Annotated in this window: 23 protein-coding genes; 9 read left to right on the top strand and 14 right to left on the bottom strand. The window is 72.4% G+C overall.

The window, feature by feature from the left end; genetic code table 11:
- Both ACZ7OH_RS35650 and ACZ7OH_RS35645 read left to right on the top strand, forming a co-directional pair.
- Nucleotides 1-1,242: an MFS transporter gene (locus ACZ7OH_RS35650; RefSeq protein WP_470284875.1), complete on the top strand. Its 1,242-nt coding sequence runs from the start codon at nt 1-3 to the stop codon at nt 1,240-1,242.
- Entirely contained in the window at nt 1,239-2,234 is a 996-nt protein-coding gene (locus ACZ7OH_RS35645) for a TolB-like translocation protein (RefSeq protein WP_470284874.1), read from the top strand. Before ACZ7OH_RS35650 ends, ACZ7OH_RS35645 begins: the two co-directional genes overlap by 4 nt.
- Here ACZ7OH_RS35645 and ACZ7OH_RS35640 read toward each other — a convergent pair.
- The 4 genes from ACZ7OH_RS35640 to ACZ7OH_RS35625 all read right to left on the bottom strand — a co-directional run bounded on the left by ACZ7OH_RS35640 (nt 2,209) and on the right by ACZ7OH_RS35625 (nt 4,927).
- Nucleotides 2,209-2,487 (bottom strand): dihydrofolate reductase family protein, encoded by a 279-nt coding sequence (locus ACZ7OH_RS35640; protein ID WP_470284873.1) that lies wholly within the window; start codon nt 2,485-2,487, stop codon nt 2,209-2,211. The genes ACZ7OH_RS35645 and ACZ7OH_RS35640 overlap by 26 nt on opposite strands.
- Nucleotides 2,433-2,792, bottom strand: a complete 360-nt coding sequence (locus ACZ7OH_RS35635; RefSeq protein WP_470284872.1) for a hypothetical protein — start codon at nt 2,790-2,792, stop codon at nt 2,433-2,435. Before ACZ7OH_RS35635 ends, ACZ7OH_RS35640 begins: the two co-directional genes overlap by 55 nt.
- 63 nt (nt 2,793-2,855) lie before the next feature.
- Entirely contained in the window at nt 2,856-3,323 is a 468-nt protein-coding gene (locus ACZ7OH_RS35630) for a hypothetical protein (RefSeq protein WP_470284871.1), read from the bottom strand.
- Between the two features lie 275 nt (nt 3,324-3,598).
- Complete coding sequence (locus ACZ7OH_RS35625) at nt 3,599-4,927, bottom strand: 3-hydroxybutyrate oligomer hydrolase family protein (protein WP_470285024.1); 1,329 nt, start codon at nt 4,925-4,927, stop codon at nt 3,599-3,601.
- 189 nt (nt 4,928-5,116) lie between these two features.
- On the opposite strand from ACZ7OH_RS35625, the gene ACZ7OH_RS35620 reads away from it, so the two are divergent.
- Nucleotides 5,117-6,319, top strand: coding sequence for an extracellular catalytic domain type 1 short-chain-length polyhydroxyalkanoate depolymerase (locus tag ACZ7OH_RS35620; RefSeq protein WP_470284870.1), 1,203 nt, complete (start codon nt 5,117-5,119; stop codon nt 6,317-6,319).
- 17 nt (nt 6,320-6,336) lie between these two features.
- Here ACZ7OH_RS35620 and ACZ7OH_RS35615 read toward each other — a convergent pair whose 3' ends face one another.
- A complete protein-coding gene (locus ACZ7OH_RS35615) occupies nt 6,337-6,873 on the bottom strand; it encodes a TetR/AcrR family transcriptional regulator (protein WP_470284869.1) in 537 nt (178 codons plus the stop codon).
- Nucleotides 6,874-6,946: 73 nt separating this feature from the next.
- Between ACZ7OH_RS35615 and ACZ7OH_RS35610 the strand changes: the two genes are divergently transcribed.
- The gene (locus ACZ7OH_RS35610; RefSeq protein WP_470284868.1) at nt 6,947-7,840 is read left to right on the top strand and encodes an NADP-dependent oxidoreductase; all 894 of its coding nucleotides are present in this window, start codon (nt 6,947-6,949) and stop codon (nt 7,838-7,840) included.
- On the opposite strand, the gene ACZ7OH_RS35605 is transcribed toward ACZ7OH_RS35610, so the two are convergent.
- Nucleotides 7,830-8,840, bottom strand: a complete 1,011-nt coding sequence (locus ACZ7OH_RS35605) for a LacI family DNA-binding transcriptional regulator (protein WP_470284867.1) — start codon at nt 8,838-8,840, stop codon at nt 7,830-7,832. The genes ACZ7OH_RS35610 and ACZ7OH_RS35605 overlap by 11 nt on opposite strands.
- A 30-nt stretch (nt 8,841-8,870) precedes the next feature.
- On the opposite strand from ACZ7OH_RS35605, the gene ACZ7OH_RS35600 reads away from it, so the two are divergent.
- Nucleotides 8,871-10,019, top strand: a complete 1,149-nt coding sequence (locus ACZ7OH_RS35600; protein WP_470284866.1) for an MFS transporter — start codon at nt 8,871-8,873, stop codon at nt 10,017-10,019.
- Here the strand turns inward: ACZ7OH_RS35600 and ACZ7OH_RS35595 are convergent.
- From ACZ7OH_RS35595 to ACZ7OH_RS35575, 5 genes are read right to left on the bottom strand one after another with little or no spacing between them, the layout of a single operon-like run.
- Nucleotides 10,008-11,876 carry a helix-turn-helix domain-containing protein gene (locus ACZ7OH_RS35595; RefSeq protein ID WP_470284865.1) on the bottom strand — a complete coding sequence of 623 codons (1,869 nt, stop codon included), beginning with the start codon at nt 11,874-11,876 and terminating at the stop codon, nt 10,008-10,010. The genes ACZ7OH_RS35600 and ACZ7OH_RS35595 overlap by 12 nt on opposite strands.
- Before the next feature lies 1 nt (nt 11,877).
- Nucleotides 11,878-13,206 (bottom strand): MFS transporter, encoded by a 1,329-nt coding sequence (locus tag ACZ7OH_RS35590; protein ID WP_470284864.1) that lies wholly within the window; start codon nt 13,204-13,206, stop codon nt 11,878-11,880.
- Nucleotides 13,207-13,244: 38 nt separating this feature from the next.
- On the bottom strand, nt 13,245-13,994 hold the full coding sequence (locus tag ACZ7OH_RS35585) for a 3-hydroxybutyrate dehydrogenase (RefSeq protein ID WP_470284863.1): 750 nt from the start codon (nt 13,992-13,994) through the stop codon (nt 13,245-13,247).
- Nucleotides 13,995-14,043: 49 nt separating this feature from the next.
- Nucleotides 14,044-14,181: a DUF397 domain-containing protein gene (locus ACZ7OH_RS35580; protein ID WP_470285023.1), complete on the bottom strand. Its 138-nt coding sequence runs from the start codon at nt 14,179-14,181 to the stop codon at nt 14,044-14,046.
- A gap of 22 nt (nt 14,182-14,203) precedes the next feature.
- On the bottom strand, nt 14,204-15,076 hold the full coding sequence (locus tag ACZ7OH_RS35575; protein ID WP_470284862.1) for a helix-turn-helix domain-containing protein: 873 nt from the start codon (nt 15,074-15,076) through the stop codon (nt 14,204-14,206).
- Nucleotides 15,077-15,162: 86 nt separating this feature from the next.
- On the opposite strand from ACZ7OH_RS35575, the gene ACZ7OH_RS35570 reads away from it, so the two are divergent.
- A complete protein-coding gene (locus ACZ7OH_RS35570) occupies nt 15,163-15,603 on the top strand; it encodes a hypothetical protein (protein WP_470284861.1) in 441 nt (146 codons plus the stop codon).
- Here ACZ7OH_RS35570 and ACZ7OH_RS35565 read toward each other — a convergent pair.
- Nucleotides 15,557-15,937, bottom strand: coding sequence for a VOC family protein (locus tag ACZ7OH_RS35565; protein WP_470284860.1), 381 nt, complete (start codon nt 15,935-15,937; stop codon nt 15,557-15,559). The two genes, ACZ7OH_RS35570 and ACZ7OH_RS35565, sit on opposite strands and share 47 nt — an antisense overlap.
- A gap of 96 nt (nt 15,938-16,033) precedes the next feature.
- On the opposite strand from ACZ7OH_RS35565, the gene ACZ7OH_RS35560 reads away from it, so the two are divergent.
- The 3 genes from ACZ7OH_RS35560 (at nt 16,034) to ACZ7OH_RS35550 (ending at nt 19,561) form a co-directional block, all read left to right on the top strand.
- Nucleotides 16,034-16,966 (top strand): helix-turn-helix transcriptional regulator, encoded by a 933-nt coding sequence (locus ACZ7OH_RS35560; RefSeq protein ID WP_470284859.1) that lies wholly within the window; start codon nt 16,034-16,036, stop codon nt 16,964-16,966.
- Between the two features lie 265 nt (nt 16,967-17,231).
- On the top strand, nt 17,232-19,298 hold the full coding sequence (locus tag ACZ7OH_RS35555; RefSeq protein WP_470284858.1) for an AMP-binding protein: 2,067 nt from the start codon (nt 17,232-17,234) through the stop codon (nt 19,296-19,298).
- A complete protein-coding gene (locus tag ACZ7OH_RS35550; protein ID WP_470284857.1) occupies nt 19,298-19,561 on the top strand; it encodes a hypothetical protein in 264 nt (87 codons plus the stop codon). Before ACZ7OH_RS35555 ends, ACZ7OH_RS35550 begins: the two co-directional genes overlap by 1 nt.
- On the opposite strand, the gene ACZ7OH_RS35545 is transcribed toward ACZ7OH_RS35550, so the two are convergent.
- Together ACZ7OH_RS35545 and ACZ7OH_RS35540 are read right to left on the bottom strand one after the other, a co-directional pair.
- The gene (locus ACZ7OH_RS35545; protein ID WP_470284856.1) at nt 19,546-20,145 is read right to left on the bottom strand and encodes a GyrI-like domain-containing protein; all 600 of its coding nucleotides are present in this window, start codon (nt 20,143-20,145) and stop codon (nt 19,546-19,548) included. The genes ACZ7OH_RS35550 and ACZ7OH_RS35545 overlap by 16 nt on opposite strands.
- Nucleotides 20,145-20,648: a PadR family transcriptional regulator gene (locus tag ACZ7OH_RS35540; RefSeq protein ID WP_470284855.1), complete on the bottom strand. Its 504-nt coding sequence runs from the start codon at nt 20,646-20,648 to the stop codon at nt 20,145-20,147. Before ACZ7OH_RS35540 ends, ACZ7OH_RS35545 begins: the two co-directional genes overlap by 1 nt.
- Nucleotides 20,649-20,693 lie beyond the last annotated feature (45 nt).

Here is a 20,693-nt window from a genome sequence, read left to right as displayed (position 1 = left end):
GTGTACCTCGCCACCATCGGCCGCCGGGAGCACCCCACCAAGGGCAAGCTCTCGGCGGTCGGCGCGAACGTCTTCGCGCTCGGCGCCGTCAGCCTGGTCACCGACGTCTCCTCCGAGATGGTCACCGCGGTCCTGCCCGTGTACCTCGTGCTCGGGCTGCACCTCGGCCCGGCCGCGTACGGCCTGGTCGACGGCCTCTACACCGGCGCGACGGCGCTCCTGCGGATCGTCGGCGGGTACGTCGCCGACCGGGTCCGCCGCCGCAAGGTCGTCGCCGGCGCGGGCTACGCGCTGTCCGCGATCGCGAAGCTCGGGCTGCTCGCCGCCGGGGCGTCGGCGGCCGCGATCGGCGCCGTGATCACGCTCGACCGCACCGGCAAGGGCCTGCGGACGGCGCCGCGCGACGCGCTGATCACCCTGTCGGCCCCGGAACCGCTGCTCGGCCGCGCCTTCGGGGTGCACCGGGCGATGGACAGCATGGGCGCGTTCGCCGGGCCGCTGGTCGCACTCGCCGTGCTGGCCGCGGTCGGCGCGACGAACCCGGAGGCGTTCGACGCCGTGTTCGTCGTCAGCTTCTGCGTCGCCGCGATCGGCGTGCTGCTGCTGGTGCTGTTCGTCCGCGACCACCGGACCCCGAAGCCGGCCGACCCGGTTTCCCCGCGGGCGGCGGCCGCGTTGCTGCGCGGCAGCGGCGTGCGGCGCCTGCTCGTGGTGGCCTGCGTGCTCGGGCTGGCGACCGTCGGCGACGGGTTCGTCTACCTGCTGCTGCAGCACAAGGAGGACATCGCGACCGGCTGGTTCCCGCTGCTCGCCGTCGGCACCAACCTGAGCTACCTCCTGCTGGCCGCGCCGCTCGGCGCGCTGGCCGACCGCGTCGGCCGGCTCCCGGTGGTGCTCGGCGGCTACGGCGCGCTCGCGCTCGTCTACCTGCTGCTGGCCGGGCCGGTGTCCGGCTGGCCGCTGTTCGTGCTGGCGCTGGTGTTGTACGGCGCGTTCTACGCGGCGACCGACGGCGTCCTGATGGCGCTGGCCGGTCCGCTGCTGCCGGAGTCGTTGCGCACCACGGGGATTTCCCTGGTGCAGACGGCGCAAGCGCTTGCGTACTTCGCCTCGTCCGTCCTCTTCGGACTCGCGTGGCAGTTCTGGGGCGCGGGGCTCGCGATCGGCGTCGCCGCCGGTGGGGCGGTGGTCGCGATCGCCGTCACGTTCGTGGTCCTCTCGCCCCGGAAGGTCGCCGCGTGAAGACCCGGATCCTGATCGCGGTCGCCGGCGTGCTCGTGCTGGCCGGAGCGGCGGTGGCGTACGTCGGCTTCGCGAGCGCACGCAGCCACGACGTCTCGGCGACCGGCGTGGTGAGCCTCTCCCCCGGCTCGCGGCTGCTGTTCCGCAGCACCGCCGACGCCGACCGCGGGCACGTCGCCACGGTGCCGGCCACCGACCCGGGCGGCGCGCGGACGGTGTCTCCGCTGTCCTGCAGCCGCGTCTACGCCGCCGGCGGCACCGGGCTCTGCCTGCGCCCGGACGGCGACCTGACGACCTACCAGCTGGTGGTGCTCGACGCCGGGCTGACGTCGAAGCGCGAGATCCCGCTGGTCGGGCTGCCGAACCGGGCGCGGGTGTCGGCGAGCGGCCGGATGGTCGCGTGGACGGTGTTCGTCACCGGCGACTCCTACAACGGCGGCATGTTCTCCACCCGCGCAGGCATCCTCGACACGGCGACCGGCGACCTGGCCGGGACCCTGGAGGACTACGCCGTGACGCTCGACGGCAAGCCGTACCAGGCGGCGGACCTCAACTTCTGGGGCGTCACCTTCACCCGCGACGACCGCCACTTCTACGCGACGATGTCGACGGCCGGCCGCCGGTACCTCGTCGCGGGCGACTTCGCCGCGCACACGGTCCGGACGCTGCGGGAGAACGTCGAGTGCCCGTCCCTTTCGCCGGACCAGACGCGCGTGGCGTTCAAGTCCGCTGTGGACGGTGACCCGACTCGCGGGTGGCGGCTGTCGGTGCTCGACCTGGCGGCGGCGAAGGTGACGCCGCTGGCCGAGACCCGCAGCGTCGACGACCAGCCGGCGTGGCTCGACGACCACACGATCGGCTACGGCGTGCCCCGCGGCCCGGGCCACGCGGACGTCTGGTCGGTCCCGGCCGACGGCTCGGGCGCGCCCCGGCTGCTGATCCCGGACGCCGAGTCCCCGGCGGCGCTCAGTGCCGCCGGTAGTGGGCGATGATGACGCCCTTCGTGGTCGTGACGCTGCGGGTGAGCGTGAACTCGGTGAGCGGCGCCGGTCCTTCGAAGAGGCGCCGGCCGGAGCCGAGGGTGAGCGGGACGATCAGCAGCGTGTAGCGGTCGACCAGGCCGGCGGCGTGCAGGGTGCGCACGAGCGACGCGCTGCCGATGACGGACAGGTCGCGGCCGGGTTCGGCCTTCAGCTCGGCGACGGTCTTCTCGGCGTCGCCCGGCAGGAGGATCGAGTCTGCCACGCGCCGGCGTCGTCGAGGGTGGTCGAGGCGACGTACTTGGTGGCGGCGTTCAGGTGGGTGGTGAAGGGGTTGCCGTCTTCGCGGTGCGCCCAGGCACCGATGAAGTCTTCCCAGGTCCGGCGGCCGAGGAGCAGGTCACCGGGGCGGCTCATGCCCGCGGCCATCTCCTGGGCCAGGACGTCGTCCTGGTAGCGGGTGCCCCAGCCGCCGTGGGCGAAGCCGCCGCGGGTGTCTTCGTCGGGCCGGCCGAGGCCCTGCACGACGCCGTCGAGGGTGACGTTCATGGTGACGTGGATCGAGCGCATCGGGTGTCCTTCCGTTCGTGTCACCTCCTGTACGAACGGCGGATCCGGGGATCGACAGCGCGGTCAGTCCATGTTGCGCAGGCCGTCGAGGATGCGGTGCATCAGCTCGGTGTCCGGCGCCGCGAACGCCAGCCGGGGCGCGAGGAAGCGCCCCGATGGCGGCCGTGGCGGCGGGAGCGTGCGCGGGACCCGCCACGGCAGCCGGTCCGGCGACGAGTCGCGGCCGGTCTGTTCCGGGATCGGCAACGTCGGCAGCGCGATCGTGCCCGCCTCGGCCAGCCGCACGGCCGCCTGCTCGAAGCGCAGGCGCGCCTGGATGCCGGCGACCGTCCAGTCGGGCTCGGAATCGGGGTGTGGGACGACCCGGCGCGGACGGCGTTCGAGCGCGACGGCCCACGCCGCGGCGACGAGCGCCGGGAGCAGCAGGCCGGCGACGATGGCGAAACCGGGCAGATCCGCGGCCATCAGGAGGCCCCGGCGACGGGTAGCAGCATGGCGTTCACTTCCGGACTTGCGGTTCTTCCGAAGCATGGCCGACACCTGGATATTCGACGTGAACGAATGTTTCGCGGACCCCGGAGCCCCATCATGAACGAGGGGCAACGCTCCCGCAAGCGGCCGGACGGGTTCCCCCGTCCGGCGGTGAAACAGCAGGTCAAGGCCGGTTTTCGGGTAGCCCGGAACAAGCCCCTCACTGGGTAGTACGGGCCCCGGCGGGATCCGGTTCACTTTCGTTCGGCGCAGTCCGCTGAAAATCGTGAAGGCCACCTCGCCGAACTGCGAGGTGGCCTTCACGAACAGCGGGGTCAGCCCAGCGAGCAGGTGCGCGCCAGGTCCGCGGCGGTCGCGCCAGTCGGGAGCGGGATCGTTCCGGAAGCCGGCGGGCGCACCCCGCCCAGCCAGCCGCCCAGGGCGTCGAACGCCGTGCGGAAGCACGGGCCCAGCGGCCGCAGCCGGTCCGGGTACGCGTCGACCAGCCCGTCGACGTGGTTGCCGCCCGCCACCCGGTAGTACCGGTGCAGCGACCCGCGCCCCGCCGCCGTGATCATCCGGTCGTACACGTCCGAATCGCGAGTGATCGGCAGCAGCGTGTCGAGCGTGCCGTGCAGGGTGAGCAGCGGCTTGCCGATCCGCCCGGTCAGCGAGATCCGCTCCACCGCCCGCGCCACCGAAGCGGGCCGGGACGCATACTCGTAGTCGGCGTCACACGACGGCGTTCCCGAGGCGCAGAACGGGGTTCCGGCCGACAGCGGACCGTCGAACGACGGGTCCACCTCCTCGCGGTAGATCCGCTGGGTCAGGTCCCAGTAGACGCGGTAGTGGTAGTCCCACAGGAACTCCGACCCCGGCGCGAACCCCGCGTCCAAAATGGACTGGTGCGCTTCCGGCGACCCCGCCGCGTAAGCCGGGTACGCGCGAAGCGCCGGCGGCAGGAACGTCAGCAGGTTCGGTCCATCGGCACGCCACAGGGTCCCCTCCCAGTCGACGCCCCCGTCGTAGAGCCACGGCCGGTTCTCCAGCTGCCACCGCACGAGGTAGCCGCCGTTGGACAGCCCGGCCGCCAGCGTCCGCGTCACCGGACGGCGGTAGTGGGACACCGCGGCGGCCCGCGCGGCCAGCGTCAGCTGGGTGACGCGCGTGTTCCACTCGGCCAGCGCGTCACCGGGCCGGACGCCGTCCTCGTAGAAGGCCACGCCGGTGTTGCCCTTGTCGGTCGCGGCGAACGCGTAGCCCTCGGCCAGCGCCTGGTCGCCGATCGCGCGGTCGTTCGCGTACTGGCGCCGCACGCCCGGCGAGCCGGAGACGACGAGGCCGCCGTTCCAGTGCGCCGGCAGCCGCAGCACGAACTGGGAGTCGTGGTTCCAGCCGTTGTTGGTGTTCGCCGTCGACGTGTCCGGGAAGTACCCGTCGACCTGGACGCCGGGGACGCTTCCGTAGGTGGGCAGCCCGGCCGACGTCAGCCCGGCCCAGTCCGCCGCGACCGTGTGACCGGACGCGACCGTGCCCGTCGTCGTCAGGTCGTCCAGGCACACCGAAACGAACTTTTCGGCGCCGGGCACGTCCACCCGGCAGCCCCCGGCCGAAGCCGACGCCGAAGCGGGCAGCGCCGCCGCGAGCGCCCCCGCCAGAACCACAACCAGCCATCTGCGCACGGTTCACCTCCGGTCTCGATGCACCGGAACCCAAGCGCGTGCGCCCGGCGAGAGCCACCCCGCCGGTCACCATGAATCGCCGCGAGGATGTGGTGGACGGCCACATGGTCCAGGCCACCGCACCGTCCTAGCGTCGCTGGAAACCCTCTCAACGACGAGAAGGACTCCCCCATGCGCAAGCTCGCCTTCGCCGGACTCGCCGCGATCACCGCCGCCGTGCTCACCACCGTCGGGGTGGCGAGCGCCGACCCGCCGCCGTCGTCCCTGGTCCAGGTCGCGAACTTCGGCGCCAACCCGGGCGCTCTCGCGATGTACACCTACACGCCGGCCGGCCTCGAAACCGGCCGCCCGGTCGTCGTCGCCCTGCACGGCTGCACGCAGAGCGCGTCGGACTACTACGCCCATTCCGGCTGGCCCGAGCTGGCCGACAAGTGGCGCTTCGAGGTCGTGTTCCCGCAGCAGTCGACGTCGAACAACTCGCTCAAGTGCTTCAACTGGTTCTCGACCGCCGACGACACCCGCGGCAACGGCGAGGCCGCGTCCGTCAAGTCCATGGTGGACCAGGCGATCGCCGACCACTCCTCGGACCGCTCGCGCGTCTTCGTCACCGGGCTTTCGGCGGGCGGCGGCATGACCGCGGACCTGCTCGCGGCCTACCCGGACGTCTTCGCCGGCGGCGGCATCGACGCCGGGCTGCCCGCGCAGTGCGCCACGAGCGTCACCGAAGCGACGAACTGCCAGCAGAACGACCAGAACCTGACGCCGGCGCAGTGGGCGTCCCGCGCGAAAGCCCAGTACCCCGGCTACAGCGGACCGTGGCCGCGCGTCGCGATCTGGCAGGGCACCGGCGACTACACGGTCTACCCGGTCAACGGCACCGAGCTGCGCGACCAGTGGACGGCGGTGCACGGCGTCTCCCAGACCCCGACCAGCACCCAGTCGCTGCCCGGCGGCACGACGTTGACGAACTACGCCGACAAGGTCCAGCTGTACTCGATCGCCGGCATGGGCCACGGCACGGCCGTCGACCCGGGCACGGGCGCGACGCAGTGCGGCAGCACCGGCGCGTACTTCCTCGCGGGCATCTGCTCCAGCTACTACACGGGCGTGTTCTGGGGCCTGGCTTCCGGCGGCACGACGACCACTCCGCCGCCGACGACGACCACGACCACCACGACACCCACCCAGCCGTCGGGCACGTGCGTGAACGCCAGCAACTACGCGCACACGCAGGCGGGCCGCGCGCACCAGAGCGGCGGCCAGACGTACGCGAACGGCTCCAACCAGGCCATGGGCCTGTGGAACACGTTCACCACGCACGCCTTGCGCGAGACGTCCCCGGGTTACTGGGTCCTCGCCGACGGGCAGTGCTAGCCGCGCGGACGGGCGAATCAGCGCAGCAGGCCGGTCAGCAGCACCGCGGTCAGCCGCCGCGCCGACTCGCCCGTCCGCGCCGACGTCAAAGCCGTCAATGCGAGCCGGACGTCGTCGACCGTGACCCGGGGCCGGAGGACGCCGTCGGCGCGGGCCCGCTCGACCAGCCGCGCGAACGCCTCGGCGTGCGCGCGACGGCGTCCGGAGAACTCCGGTCCGGAAAGGACACCGGTCAGCCCCGGTTCCTCGGCCTGCCATTCGCCGAAGCGGTGGAACGTGCGGGTCAGGGCGCGACGGCTGTCCGGGTCGGCCATCGCTGCCCGCAGCTGCCGCTCGCACCGGTCGACCTGGCCGTCGAGCACGGCGGCGAGGAGGTCGGCGCGGCTCGGGAAGTGCCGGTGGACGGTCGCCGGGGCCAGGCCCGCGCGGCGCGCGATCTCCCGCACCGGCAGGTCCGGGCCGTGGCGCGCGAAGGCCGTGTGCGCGACCGCGACGAGGTGCCGGCGGTTGTGTTCGGCGTCCGTCCGGCGTTTCCGAGTCAGTTCGTCGGCCACGGCTCTCACTTCCCGTTCGGCGCCGCTGATCTTTCCTAGCGTAGGCGTGGTCACCGGCTGTGGAGGAGTGATCGTGTTCGCAACCCGGTTCGAGCGGTTCGGCCCGCCGGAAGTCCTGTCCGCAGGCGAGGTTCCGGAGCCGCACGCCGGCCCCGGTCAGGTGCGGATCCGCGTGCGGACGGCCGGCGTCTCGCCGGTGGACCTGGCGATCCGCGCCGGGAAGTCCCGCTCGCCGATCGCCCTCCCGCACATCCCGGGCGTCGACGCCGCGGGCGTCGTAGACGAGGCCGGCCCCGGAGCCGAAGTCGGCGACGAGGTGTTCGGCGCGGTCGACGTCGCCCGGCTCGGCGGGGCGACCGCCGAGTTCGCCGTGCTGGCGTTCTGGGCGCCCAAACCGCCGTCGATGCCGTGGGAGCAGGCGGGCGCGGCGGCCTCCGGAATCGAGACGGCCACCCGCGCGCTCGACCTGCTCGACGTCCGGGCCGGCACAACCCTGCTGGTCGACGGCGCGTCCGGCGGCGTCGGCAGCCTCGTGGTGGGTTTGGCGCTCGCCCGGGGCGCGCGGGTGTTCGGGACGGCCGGCGACCTGGAGTTCGTCGAAAGCCTGGGCGCGACCCCGATTGCGTACGGACCCGGCTTGCCGGCGCGGGTTCCCGGGCGGGTCGACGCGGCCCTCGACGTCGCCGGGAAGGGTTCGCTGCCGGAGCTGATCGAGCTGACCGGGACGCCGTCGTCGGTGGTCACGCTCGCCGACTTCAGCGGCCCGTCCCACGGAGTTCGCGTATCCACCGGTGCTTTGGGCGGCGAGCCGGACGGGCGCCACGGCCTCGCCGAGGCGGCGAAGCTCTTCGAGGAGGGCCGGTTCCGCGTGCCGGTCGAGGCGGTCTTCACCGACGCAGCCGCCGCACACGCCGCCGCCGAACGTGGGCCACGGCGCGGGAAGCTCGTCGTGCGGGTCAGCGAGTAGACGCCCGGACCATCGTCGTCCACGCGGCCGGCCGGCCGGGTTCACGCGAGCCCAACGCGATCAAGGCGCAGTCCCGGCCCTGGTCGAAGAGCGACTGCGCGACCGTCGTGAGCCCGGCGCGCTCGGCGTCCGGGTCGTCGTCCCACCCGGCGACCGCGAGGTCTTCGGGCACGCGCAGGCCACGCTGGCGCGCGGCGTCGAGGACGGCGAACGCGAGCTGGTCGCTCATGGCGATCACGGCGTCGGGCTCGGTGTCGAGGAGCGCGTCGGCCTGCTTCGCGGCTTCGTCACGGTCGTTGCGGGCGACGATCGCGACCGCCAAGCCGCCAGGGTCGCCCAGGTGGTCGTAGATGCCGAGGAGCCGTTCCCGCGTGACCGGGAACGCGATGCTTTCCGGTGCGGGCGCGGTTTCCAGCCGGGTCCGGCGGTCGCGGTCGAACGGAAAGCTGAGCACCGCGGGCCGTCTCGCGCCGGCGAAGGTGCGTGCGGCGAGTTCCCGCGCCGACGCGCGGTTGTCGATGCTGACCACCCGCGCTCCGGCGAAGGCGGGGCCGCCGTGGATCGCGACCGGCTTGCCGAGCCCGCTCACGACGTCGAGGACCGGATCGTCGTCGACGGTCGTCCACACGATGTAGCCGTCGACCGACGCCGACCGGACGCGCTCGACGTCGTCCTCCGCGCCGGTCGTCGGGATGAGGTTGAGGCCGCTGCCGCGCTCGCGGCAGACCTCGGCGACGCCGGAGAGGAACCGGCGGGCCTGCGGGTCTTCGAAGGCGTAGGCGAGGTGCTCGCCGAGCACGACGCCGACGGCGCCGTTGTGCCGGCGGCGCAGCGACCGTGCGGTCGGGTCCGGCCCGCGGTAGCCCAGCTCGGCGGCGCCTTCGCGGACGCGGCGCAGCGTCTCGGGCGCGACGCGGTCGGGCTGGTTGTAGCAGTACGACACGGTCATCGCCGAGACCCCGCACCGGCGCGCGACGTCGGCCATCGTCGGTCTGGACATGGGGCCACCCTAGCTGTGTATCGTTAAACAATGCTCGTCGAACCCCGGACGCGGCTGGCCCTCGGAGCGCTCAGCGCCGCCTGCTTCGTGTCCGTGACCTCGGAGAACCTGCCCGTGGCGCTGCTGCCGCAGCTCGCGTCCGGGCTGCGGGTCGGCGACTCCGCGATCGGGCTGCTGATGACCGGGTACGCGCTGGTCGTGGCGGTCTCGGTGGTTCCGCTGGTCGCGCTGACGTCCCGCTGGGACCGCCGGACGACGGCGCTGGTCACGCTCGGCATGGTCGTGGTGTCCAACGTGGTCCTGGCGGTCGCGCCGAACTACGGCGTCGCCATCGCGGCCCGGCTGGTGGCGGCCGCGGGCCACGGCGTGTTCTGGTCGGTCGTCGCGTCGATGGCCGCCCGCCTGCTCGGGCCCGGCCAGGGCGGCCGCGCGACGGCGGTGGTGTTCGCGGGCAACTCCCTGGCGTTCCTGTTCGGGCTGTCGGTGAGTTCGTGGCTCGGCACGACCCTCGGCTGGCGGCTCGCGGTCCTGGCGGTGGCGGCCGTCGCGGCGGTGACGGCGCTGGTCATCCGCGTCACGGTCGGCCCGATGCCCGCCGTCGCCCCCGCATCCGGCTCCCGGATCGCCGTCGACCGCGCGCAGTTCCCGGTCAACGTGACGACGCTCCTCGTGGTGACCGGGCACTTCGCCGCGTTCACGTACGTCACGGCGCTGATCGCGCGGTACGTCCACCTGACCGGCCCGTCGACTTCGGCCCTGCTCTTCGCCTACGGCACAGTGGGCATGCTCGGCCTGGTGCTGATCGGCCGGCGCATCGACCACCACCCGCGCGCGACGGCGCTGGTCACGACGGCGGGCCTGGCGGCGTGCATGCTGGCGCTGCTGGTGTCCCCGGGCCCGATCGTGGCGGGGACGGCGATCGTGGCGTGGGCGGGCCCGGCGGCGGGGATCGGCGTGGTACTGCAGGCGGCGGTCCTGCGGGTGGCGAAGGACCGCCCGGACCTGGCGTCGGCGGTGTACATCGTGGCGTTCCAGATCGGCATCGCGCTGGGTGCCGCACTGGGCGGGCTCGGCTTGGACCACGGGATGCTCCCGGTCGCGGTCCTCATCGCGGTGGTCGGCGGCCTGACGTCGGCGCTCGTGGTGTGGCGGTCGAAGGCGTTCGCCTCAACCGCCTAGCCGGTGCACCCGCAAGGCCAATTGGATCTCCAGCGCCCGGTCCGGGGCCTGCCAGTCCTCCCCCAGCAGCGACGCCACCCGCTCCAGCCGCTGCACCACCGTGTTCACGTGGACGTGCAGCACGTCCTTCGTCCGCGCCAGCTGCGACCCGCTCGCGAAGTACGCCCGCAGCGTCGCCACCAGCTCGGTCCCGCGGCGCGCGTCGTAGTCCAGCACCAGACCCAGCGTCTGCCGGACGAACCCGTCCAGATCCGCGTGCTCGCCCAGCAGCTGCCCGAGGAACCCCAGCCCCGCCATCGCCGCGCCCTCGCCGGTCCGGCCCAGGGCCAGCAGCGCCCGGACGCAGCGGGCCGCCTCGCTGTGCGCCGACGCGATCGCCGACGGGCCGCTCGCCGGGCCAGCCGCCCCCACCGTCACCGGACGGCCGGTCGCCGCGCCGAGGTCGGCCGCCACGCGCCGCGCCAGCTCGTCCGGGTCGCCCGCGCCCAGCAGCACGACCTCCTCCGCGTGCACGCCCACCAGCGTCGCGTGCCGGGCGGCCGCGCTCGCCAGCCGTCGCCGCGAGCCGCCATCCGCGTGCGCGACCAGGACCGCGTGCGGCGCCGACAGGTCGATCCCCAGCCGGCGGCCCCGCGCGAGCAGCGCCCGCGGGTTGCGGTCCGGCGCGGTGAGCAGGTCCGTCAGCAGCTCGCCGCGGACCTCGTCCTCGGCCCGCACCACCGACCGCCGCAGCATCAGCAGCAACGCCGTCACGACGCCGGCGCGTTCGAACAGCCGCCGGTCGGGGTCGCTGAGCCCGTCCGGACCGGCCAGCACCAGGCTGCCGAGCAGCTCCGGACCGGCCTGCACCCCGCACACCCAGGTGTCCTTTGTGGACACCGCCCGCCCGGCGGCGCGGGCCGCGGCGAGCGCGTCCGGGTCCAGCGGGGCTGGGGAAGCCGAGCTGGCGAGGAGCGTGCCGTCGGCGTCGTACACCGTGAGGTCGCCGTGCAGCACCCCGGCGACCGCCGCCGCGACGTCCGGCAGGTCGCCGCCGCGCAGCACCAGGTCGGTCAGCCGGTCGTGGGCGTCCTGGGCGCGTTCCATCGCCTCGGTGTGCGCCCGGATCGTCGCGTTGGCCTCGTTGAGCTCGGCGACGGCCCGGCGCGTCTGGTCGAGCAGGTTCGCGCTGTCCAGGGCGATCGCCGCGTGGTCGGCCAGCGACGACAGCAGCGCCACCTCGTCGGGACTGAACTCCCGCGTCGCGCGGTCGGACGCGAAGAGCACGCCCAGCACTTTCGGCCCGATGGCCAGCGGGACGCCGAGGATCGCGGTCAGGCCCTCGTCCTTGACGCCGGAGTCGATGTGCCGCGTGTGCTTGAACCGGTCGTCGTTGAAGTAGTCGGCTGTCGCGTACGGCCGCGCGGTCTGCGCGACCAGCCCGCCGAGGCCCTCGCCCATGCCGAGCACGATCTGCTGGAACTCCGCCGACACGGACCCGTCGCTGACCCGCACGTACGTCTTGTTCTCGGCCTCGCGGTTCAGCGACAGGTAGGACACGTCGACGTTCAGCAGGGCCCGCGCCCGCCGGACGATCGACCGCAGCACGGTGTCCGGATCGGACAGTCCGGCGAGCTCGCTCGCCGTGTCGAACAGCGCGCCGAGCTGGGCCTCGCGCCGCCGGTGCTCCGCGAGGGTCTCGCGGATCCGCAGTGCCAGCTCCCCCGCGCTGGCCAGCGCGGCCAGGTCGGCCGCGCCGAGGGTGCCCTCGGCACGGGCGGCCACGACGACGTGCGCCAGCTGCTCGCTGCTCGCCCCGGAGGCGAGCAGGTCGAGCAGCCGGCGCACCGCGTCGGTCGATCCGGTCACGGCCGTCATGCTAGGGCGAAACGGCCGCCGTCTCCGCCTGGACGTCGTCGTCGTGCAGCGATTCGCCGCGCGTCTCGCGGGCCGCGAGCAGCGCGACCACCGTGATCACGCACATCGCGGCGACGTACAGCGACACCGGCACGGTGCTGCCCCACGCGGAGAACAGCGCGACGGCGATCAGCGGCGCGACGGCGCCCGCGGCGATCGACGACAGCTGCCCGCCGACCGAGAGGCCGGTGTAGCGCACCCGTGTCGGGAACTGCTCGGCGAAGAACGCGGCCTGCGGCCCGTACATCGCGCCGTGCAGCACCAGCCCGACGGTCGCGGCCAGCACGATCACCGGCGTCGACTTCGTGTCCAGCAGCGCGAAGAACGCGAAGCCCCACAAGGCCATCCCGATCGCGCCGAACAGGTACACCGGCCGGCGGCCGACGCGGTCGGACAGCGCGCCCCACAGCGGGATCGCCACGAAGTGCACGGCCGAGCCGATCAGCACCGCGGTCAGGCCGACACCCTTGGGCAGGTGCAGCCCGGTCGTGACGTACACGAGGATGAACGCGGTGATCACGTAGTACGAGACGTTCTCCGCCATCCGCGCGCCGATCGTGACCAGCACCTGGCGCCAGCTGTCGCGGAAGACCTCGACGACGGGCACGTGCTTCTCGGTGCGGCTCTCGGCCTGCTTCTGCGCGGCCAGGAACACCGGCGACTCGGCGACGGCCAGCCGGATCCACAGCCCGATCAGCAGCAGCACGCCCGAGAGCAGGAACGGGACGCGCCAGCCCCACGACATGAACGTCGCGTCCGACTGCGTCGCGGACAGGATCGCCAGGACGGCCGTCGCGAGGAGGTTGCCGCCGGGCGCGCCGCACTGCGGCCAGCTCGCCCAGAAGCCGCGGCGGCGGTCGTCGCCGTGCTCGGAGACGATCAGGACGGCCCCGCCCCACTCACCACCCAGCGCGAAGCCCTGGACCAGGCGAAGCAGCGTGAGGAGCAGCGGAGCGGCGACGCCCGCGCTCGCGTACGTCGGCAGGACGCCCATCAGGCACGTCGAGCCGCCCATCAGCACCAGGCTGACGATCAGGAGCTTCTTGCGGCCGAGCCGGTCGCCGTAGTGGCCGAAGACCAGGCCGCCGATCGGGCGGGCGAGGAACCCGACGGCGTAGGTCAGGAACGCCAGCAGCGTGCCGGTCAGCGGGTTCGCCGTCGGGAAGAACAGCTTGTTGAAGACGAGGGCGGCGGCCGAGGTGTAGAGGAAGAAGTCGTACCACTCGATGGTGGTGCCGATCAGGCTCGCGCCGACGATCTTGGCGATCGCCGACCGGTGGGGTTGGCTCACTGCGGGCTCCACTTCCTTGTGGGTTTTCAGGCGGCTTTTCATGCGGCTGTCCAGCCACCGTCGAGCGGGATGGACGCCCCGGTGACGTGGCCGGCGTGCGGCGAGCACAGCCACGTCACCAGGGAAGCGACGTCGTCGGTTTCGATGAGCTTCTTGATGGCGGCGCGCTTGAGGAGCACCTCGGAGACGACGTCCTCGCGCGGGATGTCGTGCTCGATGGCCTGCGCGTCGATCTGGTTGTCCACCAAGGGGGTGCGGACGTACCCGGGGTTCACGCAGTTGCTGGTGACCCCGTGCGTGGCGCCTTCGAGGGCGGCGACCTTCGAGAGGCCTTCGAGCCCGTGCTTGGCGGCGACGTACGCGGCTTTGTAAGGAGAGGCCCGCAGCCCGTGGACGCTCGACATGTTGACGATCCGGCCCCAGCCCCGCGCGTACATCGAGGGGAGCACGTGCCGGATCAGCAGGAAGGGAGCGGTGACCATGAGGGACTGGATGCGCGTGAAGACGTCCGGCGGGAAGTCTTCGAGAGGAGCGACGTGCTGAATCCCGGCGTTGTTGACCAGGACGTCTATCTCGGCGGGGAGGCTGTCGATCGTCGACGGGTCGGCGAGGTCGGCGGCGTGCGCCCAGCCCCCGACCTCGGTGGCAGCGGCTTCGGCTTTGGCGGCGTCCAAGTCGACGACGTGCACCTTCGCCCCGGCCGCGGCGAGCGCGCGGACGCAGGCCAGGCCGATGCCCGAGGCCCCGCCGGTGACGAGGGCGGTGCGCCCGTCCAGATCGCTGGTCATGGACGGGAACGGTAAGCGTGACCCGGGTCGCGGGCTATGTGCGCGGGAACTACACCTGGCGAAGATCCTGTGGTGCCGGGCGACATAGGTCGGTCAGGAAGGCATCCCACGATCGGGTGGAGATTTCGAGGGTGCCGCCGGCGCGGTCCTTGGTGTCGCGGATTTTTGCCGCAGGTCCGAGCGCCACTTCGACGCAGTTCGCCTGCTCGCTATGGCTCGAGATCCGCCACACCCCCGGATTCACTCCGCACCTCCAGTTCGGCGACCATCGCCTCGATCAGCGCCGAGCTGCCCTGCTCATCCAAGGCCGAGGCCGTCAGGCCCTCGGCCGCCTCGCGGTAGCCGGCCATCTGATCCTCATCGTAGAGGTACGCGACCGCCCGGAATTCCTCGATCGCGATGATCGGCGGCAGGGCTTCGAACTCGAAGATGGCGAAGTTCCCGTGCAGCCCGGCGTGCGCGCGGTCGCCACTCGGCAGCACTTGCAGCCGGATGTTCTTCCGCCGCGAAGCGGCGAGGAGGTGCCGAAGCTGCCCCGCCATCACCTCGCTCTCCGCGATCCCCGGCTGCAAGGCTCGCTCATCGATCACCGCGTGGAAGCTCGCCGGGCGCAGCCCGGCGAGCACACCTCGCCGGCTTCGCCGGACGAGGACCAGGTTCTCGACCTCGCTCGCCGCCAGGCCACCGGCCGCCAGGATGGCCCGGGCGTACTCGTCGGTCTGCAGCAGGCCGGGAATCAGCAGCGGTTCCCAGTTGAAGATCTCCGAGGCCGCTCGCTCGTACTGCACGTAGGCCGAAACAAACGGCGGCACCGAGCGCTCCAGCCAGCTCGGCTCGCGCGCCGTTCGGGCCAGTTCCAGGAGCCGGGCCCGCTCCCCCGGCTCCACCACGAGCACCCCCATCAGCAACGCCACCTGCTCCACCTTGGGAATCCGCTTCCCGTACTCCCAATTGGACAGTTCCTGCGGAAGCACCCCGATCAACCTCGCCAGCTCACGCACGCCGAGGTTGCGGGCCATCCTCGACTCACGCAGCCCGAAGCCGAGCGCTCTCGCCCGGGGTGTCGCGAAGGGTGTCGCCATGAGCGCATTCTGTCACCGGGGTCCGACATTTCCCGCGGCCGCTCGTCGGCTGGTGTCACAAATCCGCGTCAGGTTTCCTGCAGGTCATGGACCCGGACCACGCCCTCCTGACCCGTCTGCGCGACCTGGCCGCGACGCTCCCCGGCGACGTCGCCTGGCTCGCCGGCCCGCCCCTGCGCGCGGACGGCATGCGCGAGCTCGGCGAGCGCCTCACGTGCCTCGGCGCGGACCTGATCAGCCGCGCGGGCGCGCTCGACGAGATCGCCGCCGCCCGCCTTCCGGCCCATGGCTGGATCCCGGAGTGCGGTCCGGAGCCGCGCCGCCGTCTCGCGCACTACGTCGGCCGCGGCGAGGTCCGTCTGGGCCTGATCTACTACGCGAGCTGCGGCGCGGGCTGCTTCCCGTTCTACGGAACGGATCCCGCGGAGAAGACGGTCCGGCACGAGCGGTGCGACAAGTGCGTGAAGGAGGCTTACCGCCTCACGAGCGTTCCGCCAGCACAGCGAGGTAGTGCGCGTTCGTCATGACACCGAGGACGTTCCCGAAGGGGTCGACGACCGATGCCGTCACGAACCCGGGCCCCCGTTCGGTGATCGGCTCGTACTCCTTGGCGCCCAGCTCGTAGAGGCGGGCGACGGTCGTGTCGAGGTCGTCGACGTGCCAGTAGACGATCTCCCCGCTCGCCCCGCCCATGCTCGCGGGCACGTACTTCCGGTCGATGAGACCGAGTTCGTGCTGGTAGTCCCCGATCCGGAACTCGGCGTACCCGGGCCGCTGGAAGTACGGCTCGACGCCGAGGAACTCGGTGTACCAGGCCTGCGCGGCCGCGTGGTCGTCGGCGAAGTAGGAAACGGTGGCCATTCCTCGCAGCATGTCTGCTCCTCTCAAGCGGTCTGACGCCATCATGCGGAGTCAAAGTGCTCACCGAGTGAGCACTTTGTTTGCGACACTTCGTCCATGCGCGCCGACCGTCTTGTCGCCACCCTGCTGCTGATGCAGGCGCGCGGCCGGGTCACGGCCGCCGAACTCGCCGCCGAACTCGAAATCTCCGTCGCCACCGCTCGCCGCGACCTCGAAGCGCTCTCGACGGCTGGCGTGCCCGTCTACCCGCAACCGGGCCGCGGTGGTGGGTGGCAACTGGTCGGCGGCGCGCGCACCGACCTGTCCGGCCTCACCGCGCGTGAGGCGCAGGCCCTCTTCCTCCTGGCCGGCCCCGCGGCGGCCGCCTCCCCGGAGGTCAAATCGGCCCTGCGCAAGCTGATGGGCGCGCTGCCCGGCACGTTCCGTCCGGACGCCGAGGCCGCCGCGGACGCGGTCGTCGTCGACCCGGCCGGCTGGGGCGAACGCGTCAAGGACCGGCCGCCGATGGTCGAGCTGCTGCGGGACGCCGTCATCGCGCGCCGGCGCGTCCGGTTCACCTACAGCGGGCGCGAGCGGCTCGTCGACCCGTGGGGGCTGGTCGACAAGGACGACGTCTGGTACCTCGTCGCCGGGACTCCGGCCGGGCGCCGGACGTTCCGGGTCGACCGGATCGCCGAGCCCGTCCCGACCGAGGAAGCCGCGGACCGCCCGGCGGACCTCGAACTGGCGAAGGTCTGGGCGGCGGTCGTCGAGGAGATCGAGAAGCGCCGGTCGCTGCTCACCGCGGACGTGGTGCTCGACCGTCGCTACTTCGCCGTGCTGCGCGACCGGTTCGGCCGCCACTGCGAGCGGATCGCGGACCTGCCGGGCGACCGCGTCCGCGCGCGGGTCGCCGCACCGGCGCCGATCATGATCGCGCAGGAGCTGGCGGGGTGGGGTGCGCTCGTGGAAGTCGAGTCACCGGAGTCCGTCAAAGCGGAGCTGGCCCGCCTCGGTTCTGAGCTGATTGCCCGGTATGCCCCGAAATAACAGGAACGACTCCTTCATGTCATCAGAGGCCGGGAACGAGTCATTCAAGACGTCGCAGACAATCCTGCGCACACTCCCCGTGGCCGTTATGCTCGGTGAACGGCGTTAATCACTCCACAGTGGACGCTAGGAAGACCTACTACGAGTGTCCGTTACTCTCCGGTATCTGGCCGTTCGGAGTATCCCGGATCACCCGTTTGCTGTTACTGTGACGTCTCCGTGACCTGAACGTGTGTTCGGTGATCCCCTGCGGTGAGGGCAGACGATGCGTGACGATGTAGTCGAGGCGAGCGCCGTGGTCGGGCACACGCCGGATGTGGTGTGGCAGATCGTCGGTTCGCCGGAGTGGTATTCGCGGTTCGTGCCGGAGATCGCCGGGTGCGAGATCGTCGAGCACGCCGCGCGCGGCCGGGGGCCCCGGGGCGTGATCCGGATCGCGCCCGAACGCGGGCCGATCATGGAGGCGCAGGTCCAGGCTGTCGTTTACCGGCCGGGCGAGCACGTCGTGTGGTGCGGCGTCCCCGACGAAGGCACGTGGGTCTCGCTCGAGCTGAGACCGCTGGCCGGCGGCAAGACCGAGCTGTTCGTCCGGATGATGCTGCCGCCGTCGCACGCCGATCTGGTGTCGTCGGCGAAGAAAGACGTCCGCGCGCTCGCCCGGCGCCTCGACCTGCACCTCGCCGGGCAGGCCGACCCCGACGCCGACCGCGACGGCAACAAGGCCACCAAGCTGCGCACCACGAGCGTCCTGCTGCGCGCCGGCGTCCTGTCCGCGGGCCGGCCCGACAAGATCGCCCGCCAGCTCAACTCCCTCGCCCAGTGGGGCGCCACCATCGCCGGCGGCTACCAGGCCGCCGCGGCCCGCGTCCCGGACGAGCCTGCGCTGCACGACGAGCGCAGTCTCCGCACCTTCAAGCAGGTCCAGGAGCGCAGCGACCGGCTCGCGAACGGGCTGAGCGAGCTCGGCGTCGGCGAACGCGACCGGATCGCGCTGATGTGCCGCAACCACGCCGTGATGGTCGAGTCGTTCGTCGCCGCCAGCAAGCTCGGCGCCGACCTGATCCTGCTCAACACCGGCCTGTCCGCGGCCTCGGTCAAGGACGTGCTCGCCGAGCACCAGCCGGCCGCCGTGCTGGCCGACGACGAGTTCGCGCAGACCATCGCGAACGTCCCGGGCGAGTTCGCCCGGATCAGCACCTGGCCGGACGCCGAGACCGGCTACCCGACCGTCGACGAGCTGATCCACGCCGCGCCCGCCGACCCGCCCAAGCCGGTCGACCGGCCGGGCCGCGTGGTCGTGCTCACCTCCGGGACCTCCGGGACGCCGAAGGGCGCGCGCCGCCCCACGCCGAAGGGCCTGGGCTCGGCCGCGGCGATCCTCGACCGCATCCCGCTGCGCGCCGGCGACCGGATCCTCGTCGCGGCGCCGCTGTTCCACAGCTGGGGCCTGGCCGCGATGCAGATCGGCATGGCGCTGCGGGCGTCGCTGGCGCTGATCCGCAAGTTCGACGCCGAGGAGACGCTGCGGGCGATCGCCGAGCAGAAGTGCGACGCGCTGTTCGCGGTGCCGATCATGCTGCAGCGCATCATGGACCTGCCCGAGCGGGTCCGCGCGCGCTACGACCTGTCGTCGCTGCGGATCGTCGCGAGCAGCGGGTCGGCGATGTCCGGCTCGTTCGTCACGCAGTTCATGGACACCTTCGGGGACGTCCTCTACAACTTCTACGGCTCGACCGAGGTCTCCTGGGCGAGCATCGCCGGCCCGTCCGACCTGCGCGCGGCGCCCAGCACCGCCGGGCGCTGCCCGCTCGGCACGCGCGTCGCGATCCTCGACGAGGACCGCAAGCCCGTCCCGCCCGGCGGCGAAGGCCAGATCTTCGTCGGCAACGACATGCTGTTCGACGGCTACACGAACGGGAAGGACCCGGCGCGGGCGGCGGACCTGATGGCCACCGGCGACGTCGGCTACCTGGACGCGGCGGGCCGCCTGTTCGTCACCGGCCGGGCCGACGAGATGATCGTGTCCGGCGGCGAGAACGTGTTCCCCCGTCCGGTGGAAGAAGCGCTGGTGGCGCTGCCCGGCGTGCACGACGCGGCGGTGGTCGGCGTGGCGGACGCGGAGTGGGGCCAGCGGCTGGCGGCGTACGTCGTCCCGCGGCGCGGCGCCTCGCTGCACGCGGAGGACATTCGGGCCTACATCCACCAGCGGCTGGCCCGGTTCGCCGTGCCGCGTGACGTGTACTTCGTGCCGGACCTCCCCCGCAACGCGACGGGCAAGATCCTCAAGCGCCTGCTGCACGACGACACCTGGCCGGTCAGCAGCGAGTACTGATGCCCGAGCACACCCCGGACGGCCGCTACATCGTCGTGAACGGCCGCCGGTGGCGCGCGACGGACCCCGCGATCCCGGACGACGTCCGCGACCGCCTGCAGAAGCACCTGATGGCGGCCCGGCGCGTCCAGGACCGCGCGCGCACCCAGACGGCGAAGGTGGCGCTGGGCGAGCGCGGTGAGCCGTGGTGGGAGCAGACGTCCGAGCAGCGGCGGGCGCGGTGGGAAAGCGGCCTCGCCGAGCTCGATCAGCCGACGGGCTGACGCAGCACGGTCTTCAGCTTCGCGGGCTCGGTTTTCCGTGGATCGCCGAGGTAGACCTCGTGGTGCAGCCCGGTTTCTTTGAGCCCTTCGCGCTTCAGGAAGTCACCGTGCAGGCGGGCAAGCAGTGGGCCCTCGTCGTCGTACGAGCCGATGTGCAGCGCCTGCGCGCAGCGGCCTTCGTGCAGTTTCTCGAGACGGACCGGCGGGTCGATCTTCTTCTTGCGCCGCACCGATTCCCGGGCTTCTTCGACGGCTTCCTCACCGACGTGTCCCGGCAGGGAGATCAGCATCGTCCACCGCCAGGAGTCCTTGGCGCGCACGGTGAACGCCGTGTAGTCCTCGGCCCACCACAGGCCTTCGAGCGGGCCGACGACGAAGTCCTGGCCGGTGCGCTTGGCCGTCATCTTGATCGTGTACGCGAAGGCGTAGAGCGCTTCGACGGCTTTCTTGTAGCTCTCCGCCGTGTTCGGGTTGCCCTGGCCATCGATCGCGAGGAACTGCTGTTCGGGCACGTCGAGCAGCGCCCAGTCGGTGTTCTTCGGCGCGTACAGCTGCTTCAGGTCCTTCTTGACGTCGTAGGGCATCAGGCCAGTCCTTCCAGCCACGCGGCTTCCGCTTCCAGCTGCTTGATGGAGTAGTCGAAGATCGCGCGGACGAACGGCGGGGCGTCGGCTTGCGCGGCTCGGCGCACTTCGGCCAGGCGTTCCGCGACGGCTTCGGCGCGCCGGGCCAGCGCGGCGGCGAGCCGGCCGGGCGGGATCGCCGGGCTGTTGGCCAGCCCGACCAGCACCGGCGGGTGCACCGGACGCAGTTCGGCGACGGCCGCCTCCGCGGCCGCCGCGCAGGCCCGCCGGCCCGCGTCGGTGGCCGTGTACGTCTTCTTGGCCTTGGCGTGCGCGCGTTCTTCCGCGACCTCGGCGACCAGGCCGCGGTCGCGGAGTTTGCCGAGGACGTAGTAGATCGAGCTGAACCCGAGGGCGGTCCACTCGCGCATGCCGCGTTCCGACACGACTTCGTCCAGCTCGTAGCCGTGCCTCGGCCGCTCGACGACGAGGCCGAGGACGGTCAGTTCCGCGTCGGTCAGCACGTCGGTATTCTAGTGCTGGAATAGCTCGGTTCGTCAAGGCTTCCG

The organism is Amycolatopsis sp. NPDC114478 (assembly GCF_055633805.1).
This window is presented reverse-complemented; position numbering and strand designations above follow the sequence as displayed.

Coding starts and splice junctions, on each gene's coding strand:
- ACZ7OH_RS35595 (WP_470284865.1), bottom strand. CDS start 11,876: ATGACGGCCGTGACCGGATCGACCGACGCGGTGCGCCGGCTGCTCGAC.
- ACZ7OH_RS35630 (WP_470284871.1), bottom strand. CDS start 3,323: ATGCTTCGGAAGAACCGCAAGTCCGGAAGTGAACGCCATGCTGCTACC.
- ACZ7OH_RS35565 (WP_470284860.1), bottom strand. CDS start 15,937: ATGGCCACCGTTTCCTACTTCGCCGACGACCACGCGGCCGCGCAGGCC.
- ACZ7OH_RS35620 (WP_470284870.1), top strand. CDS start 5,117: ATGCGCAAGCTCGCCTTCGCCGGACTCGCCGCGATCACCGCCGCCGTG.
- ACZ7OH_RS35585 (WP_470284863.1), bottom strand. CDS start 13,994: ATGACCAGCGATCTGGACGGGCGCACCGCCCTCGTCACCGGCGGGGCC.
- ACZ7OH_RS35605 (WP_470284867.1), bottom strand. CDS start 8,840: ATGTCCAGACCGACGATGGCCGACGTCGCGCGCCGGTGCGGGGTCTCG.
- ACZ7OH_RS35635 (WP_470284872.1), bottom strand. CDS start 2,792: ATGCGCTCGATCCACGTCACCATGAACGTCACCCTCGACGGCGTCGTG.
- ACZ7OH_RS35555 (WP_470284858.1), top strand. CDS start 17,232: ATGCGTGACGATGTAGTCGAGGCGAGCGCCGTGGTCGGGCACACGCCG.
- ACZ7OH_RS35545 (WP_470284856.1), bottom strand. CDS start 20,145: ATGCCCTACGACGTCAAGAAGGACCTGAAGCAGCTGTACGCGCCGAAG.
- ACZ7OH_RS35570 (WP_470284861.1), top strand. CDS start 15,163: ATGGACCCGGACCACGCCCTCCTGACCCGTCTGCGCGACCTGGCCGCG.
- ACZ7OH_RS35575 (WP_470284862.1), bottom strand. CDS start 15,076: ATGGCGACACCCTTCGCGACACCCCGGGCGAGAGCGCTCGGCTTCGGG.
- ACZ7OH_RS35560 (WP_470284859.1), top strand. CDS start 16,034: ATGCGCGCCGACCGTCTTGTCGCCACCCTGCTGCTGATGCAGGCGCGC.
- ACZ7OH_RS35550 (WP_470284857.1), top strand. CDS start 19,298: ATGCCCGAGCACACCCCGGACGGCCGCTACATCGTCGTGAACGGCCGC.
- ACZ7OH_RS35600 (WP_470284866.1), top strand. CDS start 8,871: ATGCTCGTCGAACCCCGGACGCGGCTGGCCCTCGGAGCGCTCAGCGCC.